This is a genomic window from Staphylococcus nepalensis, assembly GCF_014635045.1.
In the GTDB taxonomy this organism is placed as follows: domain Bacteria; phylum Bacillota; class Bacilli; order Staphylococcales; family Staphylococcaceae; genus Staphylococcus; species Staphylococcus nepalensis.
In genome coordinates, this window is sequence record NZ_BMCF01000004.1 from 191,671 (window position 1) to 216,260 (window position 24,590).

Genomic DNA, 24,590 nt, shown 5'->3' on the forward strand with positions numbered 1-24,590 from the left:
GATAGTGGGTGGTGAATAATTATGGATCCAATTTTTGGCAAAGGTTTAGATAAAGTTATTGAAGGTGCGTCTGAAGGCCCTATAAAAACTTTAAATTTAACTTGGGATTTAATCTTTGGTTCTTATCACACTTGGATAAACAAAATTCAGCATAAAAGAGAAATTGATTTAAATGAATTCAAAAAAAATATAGAATCCAATCTTAAAGATATTCCTGATGAAAATTTAAAAGAACCAAATATTTCTTTACTCGGGCCAGCTATTGAAGCATCAAAATTCTACATAGATGAGAAAGTAATAAGAAATTTATTTTCTAACTTAATTTCTTCTTCAATGGATAATCGTAAAAATGAAGATATCCACCATTCTTTTGTAGAGATCATTAAACAAATGTCTGGTGATGATGCAATACTATTTGAACATCTCAGTAAAAAAGTAGTTATTCCAGCTGTTACTTACAAAGCAGTTAGAAATTCTAAAGGTGATAGCATAACTTTGTCCGATGTAGTTATTAAAGACTCTCCACTAAGTTATCGAGATACTGAAATGTCATTAGTTAATCTAAAACGAGTTGGTTTAATAAATATAAATATAGGAATCAATAGTTTTACTAACGAAAAACTATATGAAGCTTTCAATGAACCAGTTATGATAAATGCTTTTATTGAGAGGTTCTATAACAAAGAGCAAGAAAGGTATTCACAGTTGTTTAAACAAATTGGAACTTTTGGTTTTTCTGTTTTAGCCAAAGATAACAATCTCTCTATTGATCAAATTTATAATTTATGTAAACCATCTAGCATTGAATTTAGTAAAGGTACAATCCATATCACAACATTTGGACAAGCTTTCGTTAATTGTTGTATAAATTGAATGGTTTACCTATAGCTCTTTTATATTCGATAACACTCTTAATCTCTTCCGCCAAGATGACGATTAGGAGTGTTATTTTAAATACTTGTTTTAAGTTCATTCCATTTCCTCCTTTCTGCTATAATCCTAAATAGAGGTGATAATTATGGACGTCGATTATATTTGTCAATTTTTAGAAAATAATGACGATATGTTTTTAAAACTTCATTTGATTAATGGTGATCAAATAATAGTAGAAGCTTTATCCGATACACCTTCCGTTTCAGGTAGTCTATATGTTGAGAAACCTGAAAAAGTTACAGTTAACTTAGATAAATTAGTTTGGGTCGAGTCCTTGAAAAAGTAATTTAATGTTCAAGATCTGAAGTAGTATCAAATGGAAGGCCTTCTTCAATTAATCCACTTATTGTCGATTCAGCTTTTTCTAATTCACGAATCGCTTTGCTAATTTTTAATTGTTTTATTTCAAGGTCTTTCTCATTGATAATTAAACGATGTACTACTTTGTTTCTTGTTTTATTAAGCACCTTTTTAGTAACTATTGCCGTAGTTGCTATTAAGAGTGCTTTTGTAATTGATTCGTTCATTCCCTTTCCTCCTACTCTGATAAAAATTTATTGATAAAGTATTGCTGACCTTTGCCAGTAATTTTTGTTATTCTTGTAATTTGGCTCGAACCGTCTGGATTGTTAATCGTGCGTTTCTTAATATCCATGATTTCTAAATCTGCGCTGCGTTGTGTAGGTAAATTGTAGTTCTCCCCTTTTTGTTTGATGAGATAGCCATTCTCTCTCATCCACTCGAACAATCTGTTTTGACCTATGTCTATTCCATTTTGTTTAAGTAGTTTTGCTAACTCTCCTACTAAAATTGAACTTTGACTACCAACTACAGAATCTGCGAACAATACTTTAGGTTTATTTTCTTCTACTTGCGCTTCTAACTTTTCCACTTTATTAGTTTGAATTTGTAATGCTCGCTCAACTATCATTTCTGGACTGTTCCAAGCATCTTCAATTCTTATGAAGTGTTGTCTAACTGCTCTTCCAATTTCGTTACGTTGAATCATTGCAATTTCTTTAGCAGTGTCTATTGTTAACGCATGATCTATATAAGTAGTAACGTTACCTTGAGCTGTTACTCTTTTTTGAGTAATAGCTACAAAATCAACATTTTCTTGATATCCATAACCTTGCATCCTTTCAAACCAATCGTTATATCTTGTTTTAATTTCTAGTGCTTCATGTAATTCACGGCCACTAATTGCAATTTCACCATTTTCTTTTTCTTGAATATTGAACATCTGTGATATGTTAGGTTTGTTTTGTAAATCCTGCATTTAATTTCCTCCTTTAATTAGTTCAATTATATTGAACTTTACGATTAAAAAAATATACTGGTAAATCTTTTATTGGTATAGATAACAGTTTGCATGTTTTTTCCATTTCCAATTGTTTCCATCCCACTTTGTTATTTAATTTTAATGATAGACTTCTTTCAGATATACCTAAGTCATACGCAAAAGCGTATCTATTGCCATACTTTTCAACAATCTTCCCATTTAATAATGAGTAGTCAAAACACATGGTTTCACCTCTTTTCTAAGTTCAATAATTTTGAACTACAAATAACTTAACACACTAAATAAAGACTTTCAACATAAAACTTCAAAAATATTGAATTTTTCCCTTGAACTTTTGTTCAATTGAACTTATACTATAACTATACTAATGAAGGAGATTGATAACAATGACTTCTAATTTTAGCAATCGCTTAAAACAAGCGTTAAAAGAAAATAAAATGAAACAAGTAGACGTTATAGAAAAATCTAAAATGTATAAAGAAGAATTAGGTGTTCAAATATCAAAAACAGATATAAGTCAATATGTAAATGGGAAAGTTAACCCAGGGCAAAACAAATTATATATATTAGCTAAAATCTTGAATGTTAGTGAAGCTTGGTTACTCGGATATAATGTTGAAAAAGAAAGAATTGACGATGGAACTAGAAATAAGATGAATAAACAACTAGAAACTCTGCCAGTGAAACAGATACCAGTTGTTTCTAAAATATCTGCTGGACTACCTATTTATTCTGAAGAAAATTTAATAGATTATACATACATTGCAACGAAAGATTTAAACGAAGAAAAAGAACTGTTCGGTTTAAAAGTTTCTGGCGATAGTATGAATAAGATATTTCAAGATGGAGAAGTAGTAGTTATAGAAAAAGATTCTGTTATTGAGAATGGGCAAATAGGTGTAGTTATGGTCAATGGCTATAATGGCACATTAAAACGTATTAGGTATAATGGCGACCAACTTATGCTACTTCCTGAATCAACTAACCCAGAACACCTACCTCAAGTATATTCAGATGAAAGTGAAATTAAATTTATCGGTAAGGTAGTTGCAAGTGTTAAAAAGTTTTAATGGAGGTTATTTAAATGATTATAAATAATGAAGAGTTCGGGTACGTTCATATAAATACAACAAAACCGGAAGCTGAAATGACAGAAGCTGAAATCGAAGAAATATATGAGTATTTAAGAAAACATAAAAAAGAAAGACATAAATTACTTGAACAACACCGTAAAGTAATGGAATCTAAAATTACTGATAGGACCAAAACGTAATTTAAGGAGAGTATACAATGAAGGAACCAAACAATAATAATCATAACGGAAAATTCGTTGAAGTTTGGAATACAATAATAAATTGGATTAAAGGAAACAAAGTTAAAACAGCAATTATCATATTTGTATTGATACTAGGTTTTAGTTCTGTTCCAGGTGAAAAAGATAAATCGGAATCAAAAGATACAAAAAAAGAAACAAAAATTAAAAAAGAATCGGAAACTAAAAGAGAAGTAACAAAACAAGGAGAAGAAAACAGTGGGAAGGACCAGCAATCACATAACAAAAATAATGAGGAAACAAATAGTGATATTCAAGAAAATATAAAACCTAAAAATAATACTGTATATGGTAAGTTAACAGATACTAAAGCAAAAGAAGTTGCTGGTATGTATTATAACCAGGAAGATGACTTAAATTATATAGTAGGAGATAATAAAGAAATTCTACAAATAGAAAAATCATTTGAAGATTTACCTTTAGATGAAAATATAGATCAATCTTTAATTAAGAAACATACATTAGATTATATGGAAGATGACGCATCTATCAAAGATACAATAAGCGACTCTGAATTTGAGTATTATTCGCCAAGTACTGATAAAACATATAATGTAGTGTACGAAAAAAACGATAAAAGTAAAATAATAAATATAATTATTTCAAGTTTTTAAATCTATTTAGATAAACACGTGACTTAGTGATAATAATCAGTATTGTCACATTACAAATAACTTAAGAGCAGTCACTTCTGCCCTATATACAAGTAAGGAGAATATATAATGAAAAAACTTATTATATTAAGTCTATTATCCTTTTCAATATACTATTTTATTTTCAAATATATGTGGATTAAAGACTTAAATATATAATAAAAAAGCACCCCGTGGGGTGCATATCTTTTTAAGGGAGCATTATATAAAAATAATGCTACTAACAATATTAACATATCAGTTATGTGTTTTGAATAATAAAAAAGACACCTCCGAAGAGATGTCACATTAGGAAATTATTAAAATTTATCCGCAAATTATTTATACCACATTATTTGTAGGATAAACTTAGTTAATTAACTAAACTTTTATGAAATTCTCTTTTTAAAGGATGTTAAAAATGGCTGTTTACATTATTATATTTACCATTATTTTTCTAATAGCATTTATAGGGTTTGTAATTAACCTTTTTAAGTATTTTAAAGCTACAAAGCCAATATATAAACGTGCTTACATGATATGGATTATTAGTAATATACTCCTTCTAATAGTATTCGGTATTTTTATTTTACAATTTTTGAATAATTAAAGAATATTACTGACTAATTTTGTATTCTCTAATATATTTTTACAAAAATACGCCTAACTAAGTTAGACGTTGAAAGGGGGTGATATGAATGTGTGATGAGAATAGAAATCAATATAATCCTAAAGACCCAAATCACCGTAGTGGAAGACCTGATGGTGAGAAAAGAAGTAATGAACCAGCAAGGAAAAGTTATAGAAATCATACTCACAACCACGAGACATTAAGTGAATCAAAATTGGAAGAAAAGTTTGGAAAAGATTTCAGAAAAGACAGAAAATAAATTAGTCTTTAAATCCATATATTTTATAATAACTTGTCATATTAGTCTTATGATACACATAATATGAATCAGCTTCTGACAATTTTTGATTTGTGAATTTTCCTGTTGTAGAAATTATAAAACTCACATCTAAATTATTATCAATTTCATGTTTAAATATTAAGCCGTACATAGAGGGTTCCTCAATATATTTGTCATGATAACATTCAATATAATAACTCATTTGACTATTAGAAAGAATAGAATCAATTGCATGTTCATGTATAAGTTCATTCTTTTGAGAGTCAATTCTAGTTTTATTCATTTGTGTTCTAAATATGTTTAATAAAAACACATAAACATATTTATTAAGAACGAATATTATTAACATTGAAGATATCAATAAGGCTATGGATATGCTTAGTAAATCACTTTTAATAATTATGTCTATTAGATGATTAACTAATATAAAAATACCTATGCTTATTAAAGAAAACATTGTTGAGAACATCTTTTTAATCTCCGGTTTTTCTGTATCAAAGATAGATAAGTAATCTAAATAAATATATGTGAACAGTCCTGCAACACCTGAACTACAAAGTAATAGAATTAGTTCCAACTTCTCACCCACTTTTTATTTAATTATAACATATACCTATAGATTAATCACTTTTCCATAGTTTTTTTCTATGGGTATATATTTTTATCTTTTTTAGGAGGAATACCCAATGTGGAACGAAAAATTCAAAGATAAAACAGGCAAAACTAAATATCGTTACTATGAGAAGTATAAAGACCCATATACAGATAAATGGCGTAGAGTTAGTGTTGTAATGAACAAAGATACTAAAGCTTCACAGAAAGAAGCTATGTTCCAATTAGACGCTAAAATAGACTCCAAGCTAGCTGATAATTACAATAATAAATTAGATAGGTTAACCATTCATGATTTATTAGATGAATGGTTTACATACCATAAAAAAACATCAGGTCTAAAACTCACTACTTTAAATAATTTAGAAGTGAGAATTAGAAATATTAAAAAACATCTTGATAAGACTGTACTTTTAATAAAACTGGATTCAAAATTTGCTCAAAATCTTATAAATGAACTTTTTGAAAACTTTTCAGAAAATCAGATAAGACGTCAATTAAATGATCTAAAAAGAGCTTTAAATTACGCAACAAAATATTACAGTTATACAAACAAACATATTTTAGACGATATTGATATACCTAAAAAAGCCAAAACGCTTGAAGATATAGAAAAAGAAGAACAAAAAATGTATAACTATTTAGAAATGGAACAAGTCATACAAATACGCGATTTCATATTAAACAAAAAACACTCAGATAAAAGATTGAATTTTTTTGTTGCTAGCATAATAGAATTGCAAGCATTAACAGGCATGAGAATTGGAGAACTTCAAGCATTACAAGAAAACGATGTAGATTTAAAAAATAGAATGGTTCATATTAATGGGACGATACATTGGCTTAAATATGAAAATGGGTATGGTTATAAAGATACCACGAAAACAAAAGGTTCTAAAAGACAAATTGCAATAAATCAACGTTCTATAAATATTTTAAAGAAAGTTATATTAGAAAACAAAAAACTATCGCAATGGAATGATAGTTATATAAATCGAGGATTCCTATTTACAACAAGAACTGGCAACCCCATGTATACCCATAAAATTAATAAACAGTTAGCAGATGCTGCAGAATCATTAAAAATAGGCAAAAAAGTCACATCACATACTTTTAGACACACACATATTAGTTTATTAGTTGAAATGAATGTTTCGTTAAAAGCAATTATGAAAAGAGTTGGTCATACAGACGAAAAAACTACTATTCAAATATACACTCATGTAACAGAAAAAATGGACAAACAGTTAACAGAGAAATTAGAAAATATCCCAAGTTAAACTATCTGCCCTTTTTCTGCCCTTAGTTAATTTTTAACAACCTAGCAAACTCTTATAAACACTGCAATTAAGCCACTTACAATAACATTCTACATCATCATTTGAGGGTTGATATCTATCTTAAGTGATAATTTATCTTTTAAATATTGATCATGATAATAGTCATCTAAATATGTTAATGCTTCATGTAAAGCAGGTTCGCTTTTATATTTAATTAGTATTTGGAAACGATATTCATTGTTAATCCGCGATAGTGCCGCCGGAGATGGACCTAATACTAACGCTTTATCTGTTAAATGTTGTAACAGAATTTTATGGATGTGCTTAGATGCTTCCATAACTTTCTTCATATCTTTGTGGGCAATCGTAAAATTAATTAAAAAGAAGTATGGCGGATACTTACCTAATTTTCTGTAATTCATCTCTTTTTCAAAAAATGATGTGTAGTCGTTATCTTGAACATCTTTGATTGCATAATGCTCTGGGTTGTAAGTTTGAATGATGACTTCACCTTCTTTTTCATGACGACCCGCACGCCCTGAAACTTGTGTTAATAATTGATACGTACGTTCACTTGCTCTGAAATCTGGCAAGTTTAACATAGTATCTGCGTTTAACACTCCGACTAATGTAATATTAGGAAAATCCAATCCTTTAGCAATCATTTGTGTGCCTAATAAAATATCGCCTTTACCTGAACCAAAGTCATCTAACAATCGTTCATGCGCCCCTTTTCTAGAAGTCGTATCCACATCCATACGAATAATCTTGGCTGTTTCAAAATTTTCTTGTAACAACTCTTCCACTCTTTGCGTCCCAGTACCGACTTGTCTAATATGTTCACTTTCACAGTTTGGACATTTATTAGGTGGAACTTCTTGATGACCACAATAATGACATTTTAATTGGTCAGTCGATTTATGGTAAGTTAACGAAATATCACAATTAGGACATTGAGGGACATGACCACAATCACGACACAGCATAAATGAAGCATAGCCACGTCTATTTAAAAATAAAACAACTTGTTCTTTTTTATCTAATCTATCTTGAATCGCACTACGCAACCCTTCTGAGAACATAGAACGATTGCCTGAAGTGAGCTCTGCTCTCATATCTACAATTTTAACTTCTGGTAAGGCTTGTTGATTCACTCTATTTGGTAACGATAAAAGTTCATAAACACCTTTATCTGCACGAGCAAATGATTCTAAACTAGGCGTCGCACTACCTAAAATTAATGGACACTGATGATATTGACTTCGCCATTGCGCGATGTCTCTAGCATGATACCTTGGATAATCCTCTTGTTTATATGAAGATTCGTGCTCTTCGTCAATGATAATCATGCCTAAATCTTTAAATGGTGCAAATACACTTGAACGCGCGCCAACGCTCACGCTTGCTTTACCATCTCTAATTTTTTGCCATTCATCATAACGTTCACCCTTGGATAAACCTGAATGTAAAACAGCTACTTCATCACCGAATCTACGTTTAAATCTTAATACCATTTGTGGTGTGAGTGCAATTTCAGGTACTAACATCATTGCTTGCCTACCTTGCTTTAGTACGGTTTCGATTGTTTGTAAATAGACTTCTGTCTTTCCAGAACCAGTCACGCCATGTAATAAAAATGTCCGTTGTTCTTTTTTGTTAATTGTATCTATGATTGTTTCATACGCTTGTTGTTGTTCATTAGTCAGTGATTGTTTCTCATCTTGCTCAAACACACGTGTCGCAAAGGGATCGCGTTCTATAGTAGTGTCATATTTTTCAATAAAGCCTTTCCGTGATAACGTATCTATACTCGACTTTGAAAAGCCCATTTCTTCTAATTGTTTTAATAACACGACATGGTGATTTTCATCCATTAAATAGGCATATAGCTCATATTGTTTTTTAGACTTTTCTAAAGAACCTAATACCATATCGTAATCGAAACCTTCAACAATACGCACAGCACGTTGTTTCTTTTTATTTAAAGATTGAGATAATAGTGTTTTTTCAGTAATTGCTCCTTGCTTTAAAAATGGCGCAATAGTTGTTAGATCTTCATTTTTTTGAGCTTCTTTATATGCATAATGACCTTCAGCATTGAATCGTTGCAACAATGTATTGGGTATATCTGTAGCGTCTTTAATAGCAAATACCTTGGTATATTTAGCTTTGATAGCGCTTGGAAGCATAACCTCTAACATTGAAATTCGTTTTGTAACAAAATACGTATGATACCAGTCTGTCAGTTCAATTAATTCTTTCGTCAATTCTGGTTTGATATCTTGAATTTCTTTAACTTCTTTTAATTTTGATATGTCCATACTCGCATCTGGTTGATCTGTTATATTCATTACATAGCCTTGAATTGTTCTTGGTCCAAAAGGGACAATCACGCGCATACCAATATCTATCATCGATTGGAATGTTTGTGGAATGATATAATCAAACGTAAAATCAACACTTTTAGAAGGTATATCCACAATTACTTTTGCTATCATTTTATTGCCACCTTGTTTCTAAACTGTCCAATATATGCTCCGCTAATATGACTTTCTTATGTTTCCCTAATTCTACCGCCTTGCCGTTTTTATAATACATTGTATAAGCGTTATCATCTGAACTAAACCCAATCGTTCGATCTCCGACATTATTGGCTATGATGACATCGACATTTTTACTTTTTAATTTTTTTTGAGCATATGTTTCAATATTTTGAGTTTCTGCTGCAAAACCAACTAAAAATTGTTTATGCTTATTTTCTCCAAGATATTTTAAAATATCGGGCGTTCTTTTAAATGTTACCGTTAAGTCCCCTGCTTGTTTTTTTAGTTTATGATCTAACATTTCAGCTGGCGCATAATCAGATACTGCTGCAGATTTAAATACAATATCCGTACTATCAAATCGTAATTTAACCGCTTCAAACATTTGTTGAGCACTTTCTATTGGTATAAGCTCTACATTTTTAGGAGCGTCTAGATGTGTTGGACCGGATATAAGTGTAACTTTAGCGCCTCTTTTTGATAATGATTCTGCTAAAGCATAGCCCATTTTACCTGAAGAACGATTGGATAAATAGCGAACTGGGTCTAATTCTTCAATAGTCGGACCAGCTGTTACTATCGCATGGACGCCCTTAAATTTACTATTTTTTTTATTCGGTAGATCATTATTAAAATATTGGTTTAATCTTTCTAAGATCTGCAATGGTTCTTCCATTCTCCCTTTAGCTACATAACCACAAGCTAAGAAGCCTTCGCCAGGTTCTAAGAAATAATAACCATCAGCACTTAAAGTAGCTAAATTATGTTGTGTTCTTTTATTTTCATACATATGAACATTCATTGCTGGTGCAATAAATTTAGGCGTCTCTGTAGCTAGTATGGTAGATGTCACCATATCATCTGCGATGCCGTTTGCTAATTTTGCTATTGTATTGGCAGTTGCAGGTGCCACGACAATAGCGTCTGCCCAATCTCCTAGAGCCACATGTTGAATTTCCTCAGGGTTTTGTTCTATAAAAGTATTTGTATAAACAGGATTTCTTCCTATAGCTTGAAAAGCTAAAGGCGTTACAAATTCTTGTGCGTGATCTGTTAACATAACTCTGACCTCATAATCAGCTTGTGTTAATTTACTTGTTAAATCTATTGCTTTATATGCAGCGATACCACCAGTTACAGCAAGTAATATATTTTTCATCGTAGTTCTCCTCCAAATAATTTATGTCTTCCCATCACTATCTTAAAATGATTTCGAACAATTAAATATATTCAATCATCAACCTATCTAAATAAATATTTGGTATTAATTTATTATAGCTAGGATAACTAAGCTTTTATCAATATGATTTATAGTTTCTCTAAAAAATATATAAATCATTCTATTTAAAGAATGAGGTACTCGTATTGAGTAAAAATATGATTACTGTTTATTATACACAAATTAATATACAAATTAAAAAAGCACACCTCAATGATGTGCTGAACCTTAAAGCCAGATTTTTAGTGAGACTTTAAGATACACATAGTTTACTCGGTGTACTTTTCAAAATTTCAATTTTTTATTGATCATTTGCTTAGAATATTTTATTTTGTTTTTTCAGGATAAACTTCGCCGCCAGCAATTTCTTCTAAGGCTTTGCCTACTGCTTTTTTAGAACTATATCTATTTAGTAATGCACTACTTGGATGTTCGTCTAATTCACGCGCACGTTTTGCAGCTGTAGTTGCAATTAAATATTTTGATGTAATTTTAGATGTTAAATCATTTAATGGTGGATATAACATTATTTTTTTGCCTCCAATATCATTTTTCTATATTTTGCTTCAATACGTTCTCTTTTCAAATGCTCAGCTTCGACAATGGATTGAATACGTTGTTTAGCTAATTCTACTTCGTCATTAACCACAACATAATCATATAAGTTCATCATTTCAACTTCTTTACGTGCTTCGAGTACACGGCTTTGAATTTTTTCATCTGACTCTGTGCCACGCCCTACTAAGCGTTCACGTAAATGGTCTAAACTTGGCGGAGCTAGAAAAATAAATAATGCGTCAGGGAATTTTTTGCGCACTTGTTTGGCACCCTCTACTTCAATTTCTAAAAACACGTCATGCCCTTGATCCATAGTATCCTTTACGTATTGCACCGGCGTCCCATAGTAATTACCCACATATTCTGCATATTCTATAAATTGGTCTTGTTTAATTAATTCTTCAAACTCTGCTTTTGTTTTGAAAAAGTAATCTATACCATCGACTTCGCCTTCACGTATACCACGTGTCGTCATCGAGATAGAATATTTATATGATGTGGTTGGGTCATCAAATATTTTCTTTCTAACTGTCCCTTTACCTACTCCAGAAGGTCCAGAAAGTACAATCAACAAACCTTTCTCATTATCCATGACTTACTACCTCTCTAAGCTATTCTTCTATTATTAGACTATGATACCATAAGGAACGTTTAATTGTATAGCATACGTTCATACAATCTTTGTTCATGACCAAATCATTTCATCATGTTACAATATGTTGAATGATTAAAAATAAGGTGGCTGATAGTAATGGCATACGATGGTTTATTTACACGAAAAATGATAGAATCTCTACAATTTCTCGTTGACGGAAGAATCCACAAAATCAATCAACCAGAAAACGATACGATTATTATTGTAGTGCGTCAAAATCGTCAAAATCATCAACTTCTACTCTCTATCCATCCTAGTTTTGCTAGAATGCATCTCACAAATAAAAAATATGATAATCCTTTTGAACCACCAATGTTTGCACGTGTTTTTCGTAAACATTTAGAAGGTGGTTTTATTAAAGCAATTAGACAAATTGGTAATGATAGACGCGTAGAACTAGATGTTCAGAGTAAAGATGAAATTGGTGATACGATTCACCGTACCATTATTTTAGAAATTATGGGTAAACATAGTAATTTAATTTTAGTAGACGAACAGCGGAAGATTATTGAAGGGTTTAAACACTTAACACCTAATACAAACCAATACCGTACAGTAATGCCTGGTTTCCAATATGATGCTCCGCCGACTCAGAATAAAATGAACCCTTATGATACAACGGGTGCTGAAGTTTTAAAATATATAGATTTTAACAGCGGCAAAATAGCAAAACAATTACTCAATCATTTTGAAGGTTTCAGTCCTTTAATAACGAATGAAATGGTTAATCGCAGACAATTTATGACAACAAAAACCTTACCAGAAGCATTTGATAGTGTGATGGGTGAAACGAAAGAAACACCTACACCTGTTTTTCATAAAAATCATGAGACAGGAAAAGAAGATTTCTATTTTATGAACTTAGAACAGTTTTATGACGATGTTGTAATATATGAATCTTTACATGATTTATTAGACAGATATTATGATGCTAGAGGCGAAAGAGAACGTGTCAAACAACGTGCCAACGACTTGGTTAAATTTGTACAACAACAATTGCATAAGTACCAAAACAAATTAAGCAAATTAATCGATGAGCAAGAAGGCACCAAAGATAAAGAAATGCAACAACTTTTTGGGGAATTAATCACTGCTAATATTTATAGAATCAAACAAGGTGATAAATTTTTAACAACAATCAATTATTATAATGGTGAAGAAGTTACAATTCCATTAGATACAACAAAATCCCCAGCGACAAACGCTCAAAATTATTATAAAAAATACAATAAACTAAAAACAAGAGAACACGAATTGGCACGTCAAATTGATTTAACCAAAGAGAATATCACTTATTTTGAAAATATAGAACAACAACTTACTCATATTTCAGTTGATGATATTGAGGATATAAGAGAAGAACTTGCTGAACAAGGTTATATGAAACAACGTAAACAAAATAAGAAGAAAAAGAAACCGACAATCCAGCTACAAACATATATATCTACAGATGGAGATACTATTCTTGTCGGTAAAAACAATAAGCAAAATGATTATTTAACTAATAAAAAAGCAAGTAAAAACCATCTCTGGTTTCACACTAAAGATATCCCTGGATCTCATGTAGTTATCTTGAACGATAACCCGAGTGAAAACTCGATTAAAGAAGCGGCAATGTTATCCGGTTACTTTTCAAAAGCAGGTGATTCAGGCCAAATACCAGTAGACTATACTCAAATCAGGCACGTTCATAAACCTTCTGGGGCTAAGCCAGGATTTGTTACTTACGACAACCAAAAAACGCTTTACGCGACTCCCGATTACGACCATATTCAAAAAATGAAAATTAAATCATGATAATGAACGTATGGCGAAATTCTATTTTTTATAAAGCGTTATTTAACCTAGTTGATAAAAAGTTGACTACACAAACAAACATTGGGATTTTTTGAAACCGCTCCTTCACCCGCCTCTGTTATATTTAAGGTTTAACTGTTATTTATATTCATATCTTTCTATAGTGAGTAATTAGTTCTAATGCTTAAAATTAACAACGACAAAAAGAAACCGAGACAAACCTATCTCTGGATAAAAACAAACGTCAATTTCTATCATTTCAATAGAAATTGACGTTTTCTTTACTTTTTTAAACTTTTCCAAGACCTTAACACATTATTTTTTTACATTCAGTACATTAGTCAAACCAAGTATTTTGGTTGCAACACATCTGCAGGGATAGCATGTACCTTGAATCTACAGGATCTGGACAGAATAGCGGCAACGGGATAAAGCAATACAAAATATCAATATAATATGAGCCCCTAAAAAATTGCTTAATTTTGAAATTTTTTAGGGGCGCTATCGTGGAATTCACACCTCAACCTCTGTTTACTTTACGTTACTTTTTATCGGGTAATGCAAGTTGAAAATTCACACCGTATTTATCTATAATCCATGTAAATTCTCTAAATGGCGGCATCTCGGTTCTGGGCATTAGAATTGCGCCACCACTTTTTAACTTACTAAATAACCGTTCCATTTCTAATGGGCTATCTACTGTAACGTATAATGACATTGCTGGATTCATATCAATATCAACACCATTCATGTTATCAATTGCCATAAAGACTTGATCTTTTAATCGAAAAATAGCGTGTTGCACTGCCCCAGTCGGTTCCTCATCATTTTCATCATATTTTACCATTGCTAATATTTCGGCATCTTCAAACGCTTCTATATATAAATTAATTGCTTCTTCTGCTTGACCATTAAACATTAGAAACGTCGTTATTTTTGGAACTACCATGTACTTGCCTCCTTAAAACATCTTAATTATAGAATAAAACAAATTCACTCAAAAATCGAACTAATGCAATTTTAAAATTCAATAACATATCAAATTTAAATAACTATAGGTTTACTTTTAATTAAGATAAATTCATAAATCCATTACCTAAAACATCTCTCACATCATGAATAACTAAAAATGCATTTTCATCTTCTTCATTGATTAGTTTTTTAACTCTAGTCACTTGAGATTGTGGCACAACGACGTAGAGCATACTCGTTTCATTTTTACCGTAACCGCCTTTACCTCTTAACAATGTTGACCCTCTACCAGTAAAACGATTGATTTTATCACTGATTATTTCATTTTTACTTGAAATGACAGTAACTGCCTTTTTAGGGTTAAATCCTTCAATGATAAAGGAAGTTGCACGTTCTGTTATAAAAATCATAATAATGGTAAATAATACATTCTCTAATGGTAATACAAATAAAAATGATAAAACGACTAATCCATCTAAGACAAAAATACCTTGTGATGTTTTGATATCAAAATATTTATTCAACATTTTAGCAATTACAGATGTACCACCTATGACACCACCAGCCGCAATGACTAAACCGATGCCTACACCTACTAATACCCCGCCAAACGAAGCATTTATGACAAAATTATCAATACCTGTCTTAAAATTTTCCGTTAAATCTAAAAAGATAGAGATAGCCGTATTCGCAATAAAGGTATAAACAGCTGTTCTAGTACTTAAAAACCGCCATCCGATAATAATAACTAATGTGTTAATAATCAAAGAAGAAATTGCTGGTGAAAAGCCAAAAGCATATTTAAGCGCTAACGCTATACCCACCGTGCCACCGTCACCTAAATTAGATTCTAATATAAACGAATTAACTGCAATCGCACTAATGAAAGCACCAATCAAACAGATAATCACATTTTTAGTATGATCTTTAAATAATTGTTTTGCTAATCTCATATCATTTCCCCTTACATAAAAAATATAAAATAAAGGAAGCAGGTTAGAAATATCAAAATTAAATATCATTTTCCTATACCCACTTCACAAACTCATTTATTTTTTATTATTCGTGTTTATTTCAATCAACCAAGTGATATTGTATTTTAGATTTACTTTCAATAAGACACATTGCACAGCAATTGCATATCATGCTTATAACAACAAATTATTTTACTTTTAAACAATTATAGTTAAAATAAATATAAATAACATTGGAGGTATTTCATGTCTTTTTATATTATTCCGCTTCTTATTGCAGCTTTAGTTTTGATTATCGGTTTTATTATTATAAAAATTATGATTCGTTGATGTATTAACTATAGCATATTGCATTTTTTATTTTTTGAAAACTTTTCAAACGCATCAACCAAAAAAGTTAACAAGGTTTATATATGATTAAAAAAATAATAGAGACGTTTTAATTAAATTTTGATTTCTTTATTGCGCTTGCTTAATTTTGACACTACTGAACCATTTCATTTAAAAATGAGTTAGATTATGTCACCCACAAGTTGCATTTTCCACTCAATTGCACGATACGCTATCATAACCCCTCGTCGAGAATTAATTTCTAGAAGGTATAGTGATTTTAAATGCTTGTTATAAAACTTTTCATTACAGACACCTATATGATGTTTGAGGCCGAGGCATAATTATGCCCCGGCCTCAGTTCTATTTTGAGCATGGGCCATTACTGCCCAGCCTTCCATAGGATAAAAACATATATCGTCATTTCAAGTTTAATTACACGCAATCACAAGGTAATCATACTATTTGATATGACCTTTTTGCTTAATGTTTGATTTTGATTTTTTATAAATATCTGATTCAGTAGTATTTAATAACCCTTTATTTTCATCTTCTGAAGTTGATTGATGTCTATAATCTTCTGATTTTTTAAGAAACTTATTTAAATGCGCAAAATGATTATATGCTACATTTGGGTCTTCTGTCATAACATCCCCTCCATTTAATATATTATGACAAGTTATCTCTCCAATCAACTAATGTACTAATATCATTTTCAGAAATTTCTCCATTTTCCCTAGCTACTTCAATAAGTTCATTATAATCGCTTAAAGTATAAAATGGTATATTGACTTGTTCAAATAAGGTTTCAGCTTTTTTTAAACCATATGTAAAAATCGCCACGACGCCCAATACATTTGCGCCTGCAGCTTTTAAAGCATCCACTGCAGTGATTGAAGATCCACCGGTTGAAATTAGATCTTCTACAACTACCACATTTTTACCGTGACTTATTGCGCCTTCGATTTGATTTTGTTTTCCGTGACTTTTACTTTTTGATCTAACATAGTTCATTGGTAAGTCCATTACTTCAGATACATAAGCTGCATGCGGTATACCAGCTGTTGCTGTACCAGATACAATATCTACATTTTCAAAATGAGACTCAATTAAATCACGCAAACCATCTCTAATATGTCGGCGTACAGTTGGATAACCTAACGTCACTCGATTATCACAATAAATAGGAGATTTAATACCTGAACTCCACGTAAATGGATTGTTAGGAGACAATGATACTGCCTCTATGTCTAATAATGATTTTGCAATTGTTTTAGTCATGTGATTTAAACCAACTTTCTTTAATATTTTGGTAACTCGTCACCGGCGTTTGACTCTTAGTAATTGGACGTCCGACAACAATATGGGTAGAACCTAAGGCACTCGCTTTTTCTGGTGTAGTGATTCTGTGTTGGTCATCTGATGTAGCATTTTCTGGCCTAATGCCTGGTGTGACTTTTAAGAAATCATCTCCTAATTCACGCGTTAACAATTCAGCTTCAAGTGGCGAGCATACAACGCCATCTAGACCCGCTGACTTAGCCAAATTGGCATAATTAAGTACCGCTTCATCTATTGTACTTTGAATATTTTGTTCATTGTTCAACATGGCTTCGGTAGTGGATGTTAATTGTGTGACAGCCACAATTTTCGTATGTTGATTATATTTTCTAATGCCTTCTAAAGCACGTTTCATCATTTCTGAACCACCTGCTGCATGCACATTGACCAAATCAACATCTAATTTACTTAAACCTTCCATTGCTTTACTTACTGTATTGGGAATATCATGTAATTTTAAATCTAGAAAAATGCGATGCCCCCGTTCCTTAATTGATGCTATTAAGGAAGGTCCAGTTTGATAAAATAGTTCCATGCCTACTTTAACGAATAAAGGTTCATCAAATTGATCTAAAAACTGTTCAACCGTTTCTATAGAATCAAAATCTAAAGCAATGATAGGTAAATTATTTTGCATATCTAACGCCTCGCACTTCCTTTTTTTATATCATGTGCCAAAGCCGAGTTTAAGATATTAATAATATCAAAGCTCGAGTCCTTAGCTTATAAATGATTTATTTACATATTTTTCATTGTAAAAGTCATACTTTCTATTACACTGGTCAAAGCTTCTGCTGTGTCTAGTGATGTTAAACAAGGCACACCATTTTCTACTGAAGCACGTCTGATTTGGAAACCATCGCGCTCAACCGCTTTACCTTTTGTCATGGTATTAATCACAATTTGTACATTGTTATTTTGAATTTGAGTTAACAAATCATTCTCTCCACCGATTTTACCAACAGTTTCAGCGTTAATATGATAATCTTGTAATGTTTTAGCTGTACCTTCTGTGGCTAATACGTTGTAACCAACTTCTTTCAAACGAGCAGCAACATTTATAATTTCGTTTTTATCTTTATCACTGACAGTCATCAATACAGTACCACAATCTTTAACTTCCATACCGCTTGCTGTTAGCCCTTTATATAACGCTTTTTCCATAGTTTGGTCTTTGCCCATTACTTCTCCAGTTGACTTCATTTCAGGCCCTAATGTGATATCAACATTTTTCAATTTATTAAAGCTAAATACCGGCACTTTAACAAAGACACCTTCAGCATAGGGTTGGATACCTTCTTTATAACCAAGCGAAGCTAAGTTTGTACCTATAATGGCTTTCATAGCCAACTGCGCCATTTGTATATTTGTAATTTTACTTAAAAATGGTACTGTACGACTCGCACGTGGATTAACTTCTAAGACATATACACCATCATGTGCAATAACAAATTGAATGTTAATTAACCCAACAATATTTAATCCTTTAGCTAATCGAATCGTAAAGTCTTCCAATGTTGTGATTTCTGCTTGTGTCAACGATTGAGGTGGGTAAACTGCTATCGAATCACCTGAATGTACACCAGCTCGCTCTATATGTTCCATTATGCCAGGGATAATCACTGTCTCGCCATCTGATATAGCATCTACTTCAATTTCTTTTCCTGTGAGGTACCGATCTACTAATACGGGATGATCTGGACTAGCTTTAACTGCTTGATTCATATAGTTTTCTAATTCTGTATCACTATTCACGATTTCCATCGCGCGCCCACCTAATACATAAGATGGTCTAACCACCACTGGATAACCAATGTGTCTCGCATTTTCCAGTGCTTCTCCAGGCGATGTTGTTGTCTTACCATTCGGTTGTGGTACACCAATTGTATGCAACAATGCTTCAAATTCTTTACGGTCTTCAGCTCTGTTTAAATCTTCTAATGATGTCCCAAGGATGTTAACTTGATGTTTTGCAAGTTTATCTGCTAAATTGATTGCTGTTTGACCGCCAAATTGAACGACTACCCCTTTAGGTTGTTCTAAATCAATAATATTCATTACGTCTTCTTCTGTTAAAGGTTCGAAGTACAATTTATCTGAAATGGAAAAATCTGTAGATACAGTTTCAGGGTTATTATTGACGATAATTGCTTCATAACCAGCTTGTTGAATCGCCCATACAGCATGTACCGTTGCATAATCAAATTCAACACCTTGGCCAATTCTGATTGGTCCTGAACCTAAAACTAATATTTTCTCTTTGTCAGTTATTATAGATTCATTTTCTGTTTCATACGTACCATAATAATAAGGTGTCGCTGACTCAAATTCTGCTGCGCACGTATCTACCATTTTATAGACAGGGGTTATGCTATATTGTTTTCTTAATTCATAAACTTCTGGTTCTGTCATATCAAAACGGTGTGCGATGACGCGATCACTAAATCCATAACGCTTAGCACATGCTAAGTAGTCAACATCGCCTTTATGCGCTTTTAAACCATGTTCGATTTGGATAATGTGTAAAAATTTATTTAAAAAGAAATAATCAATCTTAGTCAATTCATGTATCTCTTCTAATGTTGTGCCACGACGTATCGCTTCGCCTATAAAGAATAGCCGTTCATCATCTTGGTCTTTAATACGTGATTTGATATATTCTAAATCATAAGATGCGCCATTGGGCAAACCTAAGTGATGGACACCGTATTCTAGCGAACGAATCGCTTTTAATAATGATTCTTCATACGTTCTACCAATGGCCATCACTTCACCAGTTGCTTTCATTTGCGTCCCTAAAACACGCTCGCCCTTTTCAAATTTATCAAATGGAAAACGTGGAATTTTAGTAACAACATAATCTAACGCAGGTTCAAATGCTGCATATGATGTTTTGGTAATAGGGTTTAACATTTCATCTAATGATAAACCAACAGCAATTTTTGCAGCTAGCTTAGCAATGGGATAACCTGTCGCTTTAGAAGCTAAAGCTGATGAACGGGAAACACGCGGGTTCACTTCTATGATGTAATACTTCATCGAGTGTGGATCTAATGCCAGTTGTACATTACAACCACCTTCAATGCCTAAAGCACGTATTACTTTTAATGAGACATCTCGCAACATTTGGTATTCAACATCTGACAGCGTTTGGCTTGGTGCGACCACGATTGAATCACCAGTATGTATACCCACCGGATCGATATTTTCCATATTACATACAACCATTGCATTACCATTTTTGTCACGCATCACTTCATATTCAATTTCTTTGAAACCAGCAATTGATTTTTCAATTAAACATTGTGTCGCAGGGCTATAATGTAAGCCATTTGAAACGACTTCTTTAAATTCTTCATCGTTATAACAAATACCTCCGCCTGTGCCCCCCATAGTAAACGCAGGTCTAACAATTAACGGGTAACCTACTGCTTCTTTAAATTGGAATGCTTGCGCTAATGTATTGACAATATCACTTTCTGGTACAGGCACATCCAAATCATTCATCAAGTTTCTAAATAATTCTCTATCTTCTGCTTGTTGAATGGACTCTAATTTAGTACCTAATAATTGAACATGGTTGTCTTCTAAAACACCACTCTCATGTAATTCTATAGCCATATTGAGCCCAGTTTGTCCCCCTAGTGTAGGTAGTAACGCGTCTGGCTGTTCTTTACGAATAATACGTGTGATAAAATCATGCGTTAATGGCTCAATATAAACTTTGTCCGCAATTTCATTGTCTGTCATAATTGTAGCTGGATTTGAGTTCACTAAGATAACACGATAACCTTCCTCGCGTAATGCTAAACAAGCTTGCGTACCTGCGTAGTCAAATTCTGCTGCTTGACCGATGATAATAGGCCCTGATCCAATAACTAAAATTGTCTTTATATCGTTACGTTTAGGCATTTGTCAAAAACTCCTTTGTTTTAAAGTAATGCATCATTTCAATAAACTCATCAAACAAATAATTGGAATCGGTCGGTCCTGGCGCGGCTTCGGGATGGTATTGTACTGAAAATGCCGGCAACGATTTATGTTTCAAACCTTCAATAGTGCCATCATTAATTGCAATATGTGTTATCTCTAACTCTGTGTTTACCAATGAATCTTTATCGATTGCATAGCCATGATTTTGGCTCGTTAATGCCACTTTGCCACTCTTTAAATCTTTGACTGGGTGATTGGCCCCTCTATGTCCAAATTTCATTTTAAAAGCGCTCGCTCCCTGAGAAAGTGCAAATATTTGGTGACCTAAGCAGATGCCGAAGAAAGGCATTTTTCCTAAAATGCCTTTCAGCATTTCAATTGCCACCTCTATTTCTCCAGGGTTCCCTGGTCCGTTAGATAACATAATGCCATCCGGCGACATTCTAATGATTTCTTCGGCTGTTGTATTATAAGGTACAACTATCACATTGCAACCTCGTGAATTAAGCTCTCTAACAATGTTTTGTTTCTTTCCAAAATCTACAAGCACAACGCTCAAATCATAACCAGTTGATACATATGGCGTTTTAGTAGAGACTGCTTTCACTTCGTCTCTTGGTAATTCTATCACTTTCAAATCCTCTGTCAGCCTTTGTATATCTTCCTTATTATCAGTAAACGTTGCTTTTAAAACGCCATAGTTTCTAATTTTACGGGTAATACTACGCGTATCTACACCTGAAATTCCGGGTATTTCATATTCTATTAATACATCGTTTAATGTTTTTTGCTTACGAAAATGACTTGGATAATCACATGCTTCTTTAACGACTACACCGTTTAATGTTGGTATTAATGATTCAAAATCATCTCTATTAATACCATAATTTCCTATTAAAGGGTACGTGAATGTAATAATTTGTCCAGTATAGGAAGGATCTGAAATTGTTTCTTGATAGCCTGTCATAGCTGTATTAAACACAATCTCACCTTTTGTTAATTTATTTGACCCTAATGCGTAACCTTCATAATATGAACCGTCTTCTAGAACTAAATAGCGTTTTTGCAACATTACTTTTCCTCCTTAAATTTAACTTCCCCTTCTACTATTGTTAATATAGGAGTTCCATATACTTTCTCACCTATAAAAGGTGTGTTTTTGCCTTTAGAAGCGAAGTCTTCTGCTTTAATTTCTCTTTCTTCATCTAAATTAATGACAGTGAGGTCAGCTAAACCACCTTCTTCTAAAGTGCCATATGGTAAACCAAACGTCTTGGATGGTTTAATTGTTAAATAGTCAACAAGTTGTTGTAATGACCAATTACCATTTTTCACAAAATGTGTATATAATAATGGAAATGCAGTTTCGCTACCTACGATACCAAATGGTGCTTTAGTCATTGGTTGTGCTTTTTCTGCTTCTGCATGTGGTGCGTGGTCTGTCGCAATACAATCTATTGTTCCATCTAATAATCCTTCAATTAACGCTGCTTTGTCTTCTTGGCTTCTTAATGGTGGATTCATTTTATAAATTGCATCGTCTCCTGGCACATCATCTTCTGTTAGTAATAAATGGTGTGGTGTAACTTCAGCAGTAACATGAATACCTGCTTTTTTAGCATCCCTAATCGTTCTGACACTTTCTTTAGTTGATACATGACACACATGGTAATGCGCGCCAGCTGCTTCTGCTAATAATACATCTCTCGCAATTTGTACTGCTTCACATATATTAGGAATACCAGGTATACCCAATGCTTTACTTCGCTCTCCTTCATGCATAGCGCCGCCATATATCAAGCTGTTATCTTCACAATGTGCAACAACCGCCTTATTCACTTTAGCTGCTTGTTGCATTGCTTCATACATCATATTAGCTTGTTGTACACCTACGCCATCATCTGTAAATGCGAACGTATTTTGATCTGCTAACGCTTTAAAATCAACATGTGATTCGCCAGCTTGTCTTACAGTAATAGCACTGTAAGGCAAGACTCTTACCTGTGCATTTTTTTCAATTAATTGATTTAAATGTTCTAAATTCTCTACAGAATCAGGTACAGGACGTGTGTTAGGCATTGGGCATATAGTAGTAAAACCCCCTCTTGCTGCTGCTTTAGTACCGGTAACAATGGTTTCTTTATGTTCTCCGCCTGGCTCTCTTAAATGAACGTGTACATCAACCAGGCCAGGGGATACAAATTGTCCATGTACATCAATGATTTCGATATTATTGTCTACCTCAATTTGTGGTGCAATTTTCTTGATGTATTTACCTTCAATTAATATAGAGGCTGATTTAAGTTCACCCTCTTGTAGTATTTTTGTATTAGTTAGCAATTTCATTTAATTTTGCCCCTTTCGCTTGTAAAATGTATTCAATAACAGCCATACGCGTGTACATACCGTTTTCCATTTGTTTAAATATACGTGACTTATCTGCTTCAACCAAGCAATCGTCAATTTCTACACCGCGATTGACAGGTGCAGGGTGCATGACGATGGCTGAGGATTTTAAGCGATTATAGCGTTGCTTAGTCAATCCGTAATTTTGATGGTAGTTTTGGTTTTCAAAATCAGCTACCTCACCATCATCATGTCTTTCATGTTGCACTCTTAACAACATGACAATGTCTATATCTTCAATTTTTTGATCAATATCTACATATGGTGCTTCTAAAGTTTCGTCTCTCCATGTTTCAGGGCTTGAGAACATTACATTTGCACCAAGCGCAGTCAAGCTTTGATAATTACTTCTTGCTACACGAGAATTTTTAATGTCTCCGCATATCAATACATTTAAACCTTTAAAAGTTTTATATTCTTCGTAAATTGTCATGAGATCTAATAAACTTTGTGTTGGGTGTTGGCCACTCCCATCACCTGCATTGATAATCGGCAAGTTCAGTGAATTTAATTCATTATAGTATGTGGTATTTGAATGTCTAATTACAAGAACATCTGCACCGACCTGTTCTAGCGTTTTACATGTATCATATAAACTTTCACCTTTTTGAACAGAAGAAGTGCTCGTTTCAAAATCAATTAACTTCAATCCTAATTTTTGTTCTGCTACTAAGAAACTACTTTTTGTTCGTGTTGAATTTTCGAAAAATAAATTTGCTACGAACTTATCTTCATATCTATGTGGCTTAAAGTTACCACTTTTAATACCGCTCGCGATTTCTATTAGTTCATAAATCTCATTTGTAGTTAGATGTTCCATTGATAGTAAATTATCCATTTTTCCAGCCTCCTAATAAT

25 protein-coding genes are annotated in these 24,590 nt (G+C 32.6%); 8 read left to right on the forward strand and 17 right to left on the reverse strand.

From position 1 onward, the window contains the following. The first annotated feature begins 21 nt into the window (after positions 1-21). Both IEU88_RS08055 and IEU88_RS08060 read left to right on the forward strand, forming a co-directional pair. A complete protein-coding gene (locus IEU88_RS08055) occupies positions 22-873 on the forward strand; it encodes a DUF4393 domain-containing protein (protein ID WP_069844504.1) in 852 nt (283 codons plus the stop codon). A gap of 145 nt (positions 874-1,018) precedes the next feature. Then, complete coding sequence (locus IEU88_RS08060) at positions 1,019-1,219, forward strand: hypothetical protein (protein ID WP_103372541.1); 201 nt, start codon at positions 1,019-1,021, stop codon at positions 1,217-1,219. 1 nt (position 1,220) lies between these two features. Here the strand turns inward: IEU88_RS08060 and IEU88_RS08065 are convergent, their stop codons facing one another. Genes IEU88_RS08065 through IEU88_RS08075 form a run of 3 tightly spaced genes read right to left on the reverse strand, consistent with a single transcriptional unit; the run spans position 1,221 to position 2,459 of the window. Then, positions 1,221-1,460, reverse strand: a complete 240-nt coding sequence (locus IEU88_RS08065) for a hypothetical protein (RefSeq protein ID WP_103372540.1) — start codon at positions 1,458-1,460, stop codon at positions 1,221-1,223. An 11-nt stretch (positions 1,461-1,471) separates the two neighbouring features. Beyond that, positions 1,472-2,212 carry a phage antirepressor KilAC domain-containing protein gene (locus tag IEU88_RS08070; protein ID WP_103372539.1) on the reverse strand — a complete coding sequence of 247 codons (741 nt, stop codon included), beginning with the start codon at positions 2,210-2,212 and terminating at the stop codon, positions 1,472-1,474. A 22-nt stretch (positions 2,213-2,234) separates the two neighbouring features. Continuing rightward, positions 2,235-2,459 carry a DUF739 family protein gene (locus IEU88_RS08075; protein WP_103372538.1) on the reverse strand — a complete coding sequence of 75 codons (225 nt, stop codon included), beginning with the start codon at positions 2,457-2,459 and terminating at the stop codon, positions 2,235-2,237. A gap of 163 nt (positions 2,460-2,622) precedes the next feature. Between IEU88_RS08075 and IEU88_RS08080 the strand changes: the two genes are divergently transcribed. The 4 genes from IEU88_RS08080 (at position 2,623) to IEU88_RS08095 (ending at position 5,091) form a co-directional block, all read left to right on the forward strand. Continuing rightward, on the forward strand, positions 2,623-3,306 hold the full coding sequence (locus tag IEU88_RS08080; protein ID WP_103372537.1) for a LexA family protein: 684 nt from the start codon (positions 2,623-2,625) through the stop codon (positions 3,304-3,306). Between the two features lie 14 nt (positions 3,307-3,320). Further along, on the forward strand, positions 3,321-3,509 hold the full coding sequence (locus tag IEU88_RS08085) for a hypothetical protein (protein WP_103372536.1): 189 nt from the start codon (positions 3,321-3,323) through the stop codon (positions 3,507-3,509). Between the two features lie 17 nt (positions 3,510-3,526). Then, positions 3,527-4,183, forward strand: coding sequence for a hypothetical protein (locus tag IEU88_RS08090; RefSeq protein WP_115359570.1), 657 nt, complete (start codon positions 3,527-3,529; stop codon positions 4,181-4,183). A 716-nt stretch (positions 4,184-4,899) separates the two neighbouring features. Further along, a complete protein-coding gene (locus IEU88_RS08095) occupies positions 4,900-5,091 on the forward strand; it encodes a hypothetical protein (RefSeq protein WP_103373766.1) in 192 nt (63 codons plus the stop codon). A gap of 1 nt (position 5,092) precedes the next feature. Here IEU88_RS08095 and IEU88_RS08100 read toward each other — a convergent pair whose 3' ends face one another. Next, positions 5,093-5,395: a hypothetical protein gene (locus IEU88_RS08100; protein WP_148095948.1), complete on the reverse strand. Its 303-nt coding sequence runs from the start codon at positions 5,393-5,395 to the stop codon at positions 5,093-5,095. Positions 5,396-5,798: 403 nt separating this feature from the next. Here IEU88_RS08100 and IEU88_RS08105 point away from each other — a divergent pair, with 403 nt between their 5' ends. Further along, on the forward strand, positions 5,799-7,004 hold the full coding sequence (locus tag IEU88_RS08105; protein WP_115359572.1) for a tyrosine-type recombinase/integrase: 1,206 nt from the start codon (positions 5,799-5,801) through the stop codon (positions 7,002-7,004). A gap of 89 nt (positions 7,005-7,093) precedes the next feature. Here the strand turns inward: IEU88_RS08105 and priA are convergent, their stop codons facing one another. From priA to gmk, 4 genes are all read right to left on the reverse strand, one after another. Next, the gene (gene priA, locus IEU88_RS08110; protein WP_103373148.1) at positions 7,094-9,502 is read right to left on the reverse strand and encodes a primosomal protein N'; all 2,409 of its coding nucleotides are present in this window, start codon (positions 9,500-9,502) and stop codon (positions 7,094-7,096) included. 1 nt (position 9,503) lies between these two features. Continuing rightward, positions 9,504-10,706: a bifunctional phosphopantothenoylcysteine decarboxylase/phosphopantothenate--cysteine ligase CoaBC gene (coaBC, locus tag IEU88_RS08115; RefSeq protein ID WP_103373149.1), complete on the reverse strand. Its 1,203-nt coding sequence runs from the start codon at positions 10,704-10,706 to the stop codon at positions 9,504-9,506. 386 nt (positions 10,707-11,092) lie between these two features. After that, positions 11,093-11,293, reverse strand: coding sequence for a DNA-directed RNA polymerase subunit omega (gene rpoZ, locus IEU88_RS08120; RefSeq protein WP_096810311.1), 201 nt, complete (start codon positions 11,291-11,293; stop codon positions 11,093-11,095). After that, a complete protein-coding gene (gene gmk, locus IEU88_RS08125; RefSeq protein ID WP_096810313.1) occupies positions 11,293-11,916 on the reverse strand; it encodes a guanylate kinase in 624 nt (207 codons plus the stop codon). Before gmk ends, rpoZ begins: the two co-directional genes overlap by 1 nt. A gap of 159 nt (positions 11,917-12,075) precedes the next feature. Between gmk and IEU88_RS08130 the strand changes: the two genes are divergently transcribed. Next, entirely contained in the window at positions 12,076-13,776 is a 1,701-nt protein-coding gene (locus tag IEU88_RS08130) for an Rqc2 family fibronectin-binding protein (RefSeq protein ID WP_103373150.1), read from the forward strand. 541 nt (positions 13,777-14,317) lie between these two features. Here IEU88_RS08130 and IEU88_RS08135 read toward each other — a convergent pair. From IEU88_RS08135 to IEU88_RS08175, 9 genes are all read right to left on the reverse strand, one after another. After that, complete coding sequence (locus IEU88_RS08135; protein ID WP_096810316.1) at positions 14,318-14,725, reverse strand: VOC family protein; 408 nt, start codon at positions 14,723-14,725, stop codon at positions 14,318-14,320. Between the two features lie 121 nt (positions 14,726-14,846). Then, positions 14,847-15,701: a YitT family protein gene (locus tag IEU88_RS08140; protein WP_096810317.1), complete on the reverse strand. Its 855-nt coding sequence runs from the start codon at positions 15,699-15,701 to the stop codon at positions 14,847-14,849. Positions 15,702-16,513: 812 nt separating this feature from the next. Beyond that, positions 16,514-16,699 carry a hypothetical protein gene (locus IEU88_RS08145; RefSeq protein WP_096810318.1) on the reverse strand — a complete coding sequence of 62 codons (186 nt, stop codon included), beginning with the start codon at positions 16,697-16,699 and terminating at the stop codon, positions 16,514-16,516. A gap of 22 nt (positions 16,700-16,721) precedes the next feature. Continuing rightward, entirely contained in the window at positions 16,722-17,333 is a 612-nt protein-coding gene (pyrE, locus tag IEU88_RS08150) for an orotate phosphoribosyltransferase (RefSeq protein WP_103372934.1), read from the reverse strand. Further along, positions 17,326-18,030 carry an orotidine-5'-phosphate decarboxylase gene (gene pyrF, locus IEU88_RS08155; protein ID WP_096810320.1) on the reverse strand — a complete coding sequence of 235 codons (705 nt, stop codon included), beginning with the start codon at positions 18,028-18,030 and terminating at the stop codon, positions 17,326-17,328. The genes pyrE and pyrF overlap by 8 nt, the downstream gene beginning before the upstream one ends. A 101-nt stretch (positions 18,031-18,131) precedes the next feature. Then, a complete protein-coding gene (gene carB / locus IEU88_RS08160; protein ID WP_103372933.1) occupies positions 18,132-21,305 on the reverse strand; it encodes a carbamoyl-phosphate synthase large subunit in 3,174 nt (1,057 codons plus the stop codon). Continuing rightward, positions 21,298-22,398, reverse strand: coding sequence for a carbamoyl phosphate synthase small subunit (locus IEU88_RS08165; RefSeq protein ID WP_103372932.1), 1,101 nt, complete (start codon positions 22,396-22,398; stop codon positions 21,298-21,300). The genes carB and IEU88_RS08165 overlap by 8 nt, the downstream gene beginning before the upstream one ends. Continuing rightward, positions 22,398-23,672, reverse strand: coding sequence for a dihydroorotase (pyrC, locus tag IEU88_RS08170; protein ID WP_096810323.1), 1,275 nt, complete (start codon positions 23,670-23,672; stop codon positions 22,398-22,400). The genes IEU88_RS08165 and pyrC overlap by 1 nt, the downstream gene beginning before the upstream one ends. Then, complete coding sequence (locus IEU88_RS08175; protein WP_096810324.1) at positions 23,656-24,570, reverse strand: aspartate carbamoyltransferase catalytic subunit; 915 nt, start codon at positions 24,568-24,570, stop codon at positions 23,656-23,658. Before IEU88_RS08175 ends, pyrC begins: the two co-directional genes overlap by 17 nt. Between the last annotated feature and the right edge of the window lie 20 nt (positions 24,571-24,590).